General features: G+C 69.8%; 2 protein-coding genes. Both read right to left on the bottom strand.

Annotated features, from left to right (window positions below):
* Positions 1 to 66 precede the first annotated feature (66 nt).
* Positions 67 to 1,968, bottom strand: coding sequence for a right-handed parallel beta-helix repeat-containing protein (locus PROKR_RS25795; RefSeq protein ID WP_051433370.1), 1,902 nt, complete (start codon positions 1,966 to 1,968; stop codon positions 67 to 69).
* Between the two features lie 53 nt (positions 1,969 to 2,021).
* The gene (locus PROKR_RS25790; protein WP_036969406.1) at positions 2,022 to 4,466 is read right to left on the bottom strand and encodes a glycoside hydrolase family 95 protein; all 2,445 of its coding nucleotides are present in this window, start codon (positions 4,464 to 4,466) and stop codon (positions 2,022 to 2,024) included.
* Positions 4,467 to 4,827 lie beyond the last annotated feature (361 nt).

Raw genomic sequence — 4,827 nt, 5'->3', positions numbered from 1 at the left:
GGTCGAGCTCGTCGAGATCCCGGGTCTCGACGAGCTCGACCGGCGAAGCCCGATCGGTCGGGTCGGTCAGGACTCCGGGACCGGGTAGGGGAACGTGTCCGTCACACCGATGAGGTCGTACTCCATCTTGCCGGCGTCGAAGCCGTCCTCCCAGTTGCCGTTCGTGACCTCGTTGCACTGGTAGGACTGGTACGACTGGTCGGTCGTCTCGCCCACCTCGATGTTGCTGAACGAGAAGCCGCAGCCGCCCGCGTCCATGTGGACGCCGCGGGTCCCGCTGTCCGGCATGGCGCCTGCCGGGTCCGGGATGACGTCGCCGATGACCATCTGGTCCACGGTGTTCTTCACCGGGTGCGGTTCCTGGTTGGCGACGCCGTAGGTGTAGAACGCGCCCATGTCGCCCGAGTCCAGCCCCACCTCGTCGATCCGGATGTACCGGAAGGTGTTGTTGTCGGTGTACTGCTCGCCGTCCTTGACCTCCGGGCGGGACTCCAGGCTGATGCCGTACCGCGCGGAGTTGCGCACATGGACGTGCTCCACGGTGTTGTCGCCGGTGCTCATCAGCTCGATGCCCGAGGCGTCACCGGGCACCAGCTCACCGACATGGTGGATGTAGAGGTTGCGGAACGTGTGCCCGTGCGAGAGGTCGCCCTCGCCCGGCCAGCCGCCTTCGACCTTGATGCCGTCCGCGCCCACGTTCTCGAACAGGCTGTTCTCGACCGTGAGGTTGTCGTTGGCGAACAGGGCGTAGACGCCCATGAACCCGGTGTCGCGAACGTGCATCCCGGTGAGCGTGATGTCGCTCGTGTTCTCCAGGGTGATCGCGCCGAACCGGTTCCGCGGCATCTCGATCTGCCGGTCGTACTCCGGGTACTTGTGCGCGTCCCCGGAGTCGCCCGCGCTGATCCAGCCCGCGCGATACCAGTCGACGAAGTCGGAGTACTGGACGCCGATCCCGTCGAACGTGATGTCGTGCGCACGGTCCTCGGGCGAGGCGCCCTTCACGTCGACCACCTTCGCGACCGTCGGCCGCATGATCGTGACGTCCTCGATGTCACCGCGCGGGATGTAGTACAGCTCGCCGGCCTCCCGGTCCACGTAGTACTCGCCCGGCTTGTCGAGGAACGCCATCGCGTTCTGGAGGTAGTAGCGCGAACCGCTCCGGCTGTTCACCATCGCGTAGCGTGTCCAGTGCTTGAGCGTGGCGAAGTTCTTGCGGTAGTCCTGGCCGATGATCGGGACCGTGTCGGTGAACCAGCTCCAGGAGCCGCCCGACCACACGGTGACCTGGGCGTCCTTGAGCGGATTGTGCTCGGGGGTGTCGTCCCAGGCCGGGTCCCAGTCGCCGTCCGCCCAGTAGAGCCACGAGCGCACGGCCTCCTTCTCCGGCTCACCGAGGACGGAGAACAGGTAGGGAGCCTGGGTGTCCTCCGACGTCCGGTTGGGGTAGCGCGCCAGCTCGGAGCGCTCGCCGTCCTCGAAGAGGGTGTAGAACTGCTTGCCGGCGTCGAACCGGGTCTTGTAGATGCCGTCCTGGTACTCCTCCCAGCCGGTCACCTCCTCGGCGCCCACGAGGTTGGCCTTGCCCGGGCCGTCGCTGCTGCGGTAGACGATCTGGTGCCCGCCCGCGCCCGAGTCCTCCTGCGTGAACGCGATGGTCTCCGTGACGGGGTAGTCGCCCGCCGCGAGGTTGACCGTGATGTCGCAGCGCTGCCGGCCCTCCGTGTTCAGGCCCGCCTCCCGGATGTACGCGCGGGCGCCGTCGACCGTCCTGAACGGGTCCTTGGCTGTGCCCTTGCCCTGGTCGTCGCCCGTCGGGGAGACGTAGAGCTGCTGGCACCTGGCGGACGTCGCCGCAACCGCGGCGTCGGCGAGCCGGTCGAGCGCGACCCCGCCGCCTCCCGCGGCGGCGACCAGGCTCAGCGCGGCGACCGCCACGGTGCTGGTCTGAATCCAATTCCTGGACATCTGTGTCCTTTCGTGGGTGCGGATCTTGCGGGTGGTTCGGTGAGGCGAGCCGGTCAGGCCGCCGGTTCGACGACGTACGTGGCCCCGCGCCGCGTCCGGAAGACGGCGAGGCCCTCCTCGGGCCGCTCGACGTCGACCGCGCCGCCGGGGCCGGAGACACGGACCGGACCCTGCGTGCGCAGCCGGATGGTGTTACCCGCCAGCGACTGGATCCGGGCGGACCGCAGGACGCCGTCCTGCCAGGTCAGGGCGAGCTCGAAGGCGCCACGCGTGCGCAGGCCGCGCACCTTCCCCTCGGGGAAGGCGGCCGGCAGGCACGGCAGCAGCCAGACCTCGCCGGAGTGGCTCTGCACGAGGGTCTCGTTGATCGCCGAGGTGCCCCCGAAGTTGCCGTCGATCTGGAACGGCGGGTGCAGGTCGAACAGGTTCGGCGCGGTGCGGCCGGGCGAGAGGAGCTGCTTCAGGTGGGTGTAGACGCCGTCCCGCTGGAGCAGCCGGGCGCGGATGTTCATCTTCCACGCGAGCGACCAGCCCGCCGTGACCGCGGGACCGCGCAGCTCGAGCGACCGGTTGGCCGCCGCGGCCAGCTCGGGTGTGCGGCGCGGGGTGATCTGGTCGCTGGGGAACACGCCCCACAGGTGCGAGACATGCCTGCTGGTCTCCTGCGCGGCCTCCTCCCAGTCGATCAGCCACTCCTGGATCTGCCCCAGGAAGCCGATCTGGTTGGGCGGCAGCTGCTCGCGCGCCGCCAGCGCCTGCGCGGCCATCTCGCGGTCCTGGCCGAGCACGGCGGACGCCCTGTCGAACGCCGTGAACAGGTCCCGCAGGATCTGCATGTCCATGGTCGGGCCGGCGCACATGCTCACGCCCACGTTGTCGATGTCGTGGTGCTTGAGCTCGGGCGAGTGCGAGGGGCTGGTCACCAGGTAGCCGGTCGCGGCGTCCTGCACGAGGGTGTCGAGGAAGAACTCGACCGACCCGCGCAGCACCGGGAAGTACTCCCGCAGCACGTCGAGATCGCCGGTGTACTCGTAGTGCTCCCAGAACAGCAGCGAGAGCCAGGCGCCGCCGGTGGGCCAGACGCCGTAGTACGCGAAGTCCACGGGCGCCGACCCGCGCCACAGGTCGGTGTTGTGGTGTGCCACCCAGCCCTTGGCACCCCACATCTTCTGCGCCGTCCGGGCGCCGGACTCGGCCAGCTCCTCGATCATCGCGAAGAGCGGCTGCCAGCACTCGGCCAGGTTCGCCGGGCCGGCGGGCCAGTAGTTCATCTGGCAGTTGATGTTCAGGGTGTACTTCGACTGCCACGGCGGCAGCATCTGGTCGTTCCACAGGCCCTGGAGGTTGGCGGGCTGGCCCGGCGTCCGCGAGCTGGAGATGAGCAGGTAGCGGCCGAACTGGTAGTACAGCGCCGCGAGCTGCGGGTCCTGGCCGTCGCGGAAGGCGGCGACCCGCTGGTCGGTCGGCAGGTCGACGGACGCCGAGGTGCCCAGGTCGATGTCGACCCGGCCGAACATCTCCTGGTGGTCGCGCACGTGGGCGCGCCGCAGGATGCCGTACCCCTGGTCCGGCGTCCGCTCCAGCGGGGCCAGGGCCGCCGCGAGGTGGTCGCCGCCGACGTCGAGGTAGTTGCGGTGGCTGGTGCCGATGGAGACGACCAGCGTGACGGCGTCGGCGCCCCGCACGTGCAGCCCTGTGTCGTCGCAGGTCACGGCACCGCCCTCGGGCAGGGCACGAGCCAGGCTGACGAACCGCACCTTGCCCTCCAGGCCCTCGGCCTCACCGCTGATTCCCTCCAGGGCGAGCGTGCGGGCGTCGTGCGCGTACGTCGACGTCTCCTGGAGCGACTGGTAGCCGGCGTCGAACGAGATCGCGCCCCGCTCGCTCGCGGTCAGCCGCACGACGATCACCTGGTGGGCGTGGCTGCCGAACACCTCGCGGGTGTGGCGCACGCCGTCGGCCACGAACGTGGTGGTCGTGATGGCCGTGCTCAGGTCGAGCGACCGCCGGTAGTCCGTGACGTCGTCGGTCACGCCCGGGAAGTCGGGCCCGGCGAAGTCGAGGAGCAGGTCGCCGACCGGCTGGTACTGCATCTGCTCCGTGGGACGCCCCATGAACCGCTCGTCGGCGAGGTTCTGGGCCTCGAGCCACTTCTCCTCGCTGATCAGCCGGCGGATGTCCGGAAGCGCCTCGTGCCCGAGCGGGTCGGCGTAGTCGTGCGGGCCGCCCGCCCAGACCGTGTCCTCGTTGAGCATGAGCTTCTCGGCCGCGGCGCCCCCGAACACCATGGCGCCGAGCCGGCCGTTGCCGATGGCCAGCGCCTGCAGCCACTCCTGGGCCGGAGCCGTGTACCAGAGCCGCATCGGGTTGGTGTCGGGGGCCTCGGGCTCCTCGGTGGGGTCTGCGGCCGCCACCGCCGGGGCATGCCCGGCGAGCGCGAATGCACCAGCGGTCAGGCCGGTGGTGCGCAGGAGATCTCTTCGCGTGATCGGATTCATCGAGCGACTCCTTTGTCCTCTTGGTCAGCACAGGCGACACAGCCGGCGCTTCGCCATCACCGTTGAACGACGCGGGGCTAAATGTAGTACGTCACATGTATCACAAGTCAAGAGTGCAGGGGCAAGAGTGGAGCGCCAGGAAGTGCGGGCTCGGAGAAAGTGGCCGTCTCCTGACCCCACCGTCGGTGGACCTGCACCTACGCTGGGAGCATGGGACGAGCCGGACGCCGCACCGCCCTGACCACCACTGCCCTGACCAGCGCAGTGGCGATCGCCGCGTGCGGCCTGCTCCTGGCCGGGTGCACGAGCGCGCGGCAGGGGCCCGGGGGCGACGGGTCCGAGCCGGCGCCGATCGCCTCGG

It is taken from the genome of Promicromonospora kroppenstedtii DSM 19349, from assembly GCF_000515355.1.
GTDB classification, from domain to species: domain Bacteria; phylum Actinomycetota; class Actinomycetes; order Actinomycetales; family Cellulomonadaceae; genus Promicromonospora; species Promicromonospora kroppenstedtii.
Note: the sequence above shows the minus strand (reverse complement) of the source record. Positions and strands in the feature narration are given on the sequence as shown.

What these genes read in the sequence shown, in the direction of transcription:
- PROKR_RS25795 (WP_051433370.1), bottom strand. Translation starts at nt 1,968, where the DNA reads ATGTCCAGGAATTGGATTCAGACCAGCACCGTGGCGGTCGCCGCGCTG.
- PROKR_RS25790 (WP_036969406.1), bottom strand. Translation starts at nt 4,466, where the DNA reads ATGAATCCGATCACGCGAAGAGATCTCCTGCGCACCACCGGCCTGACC.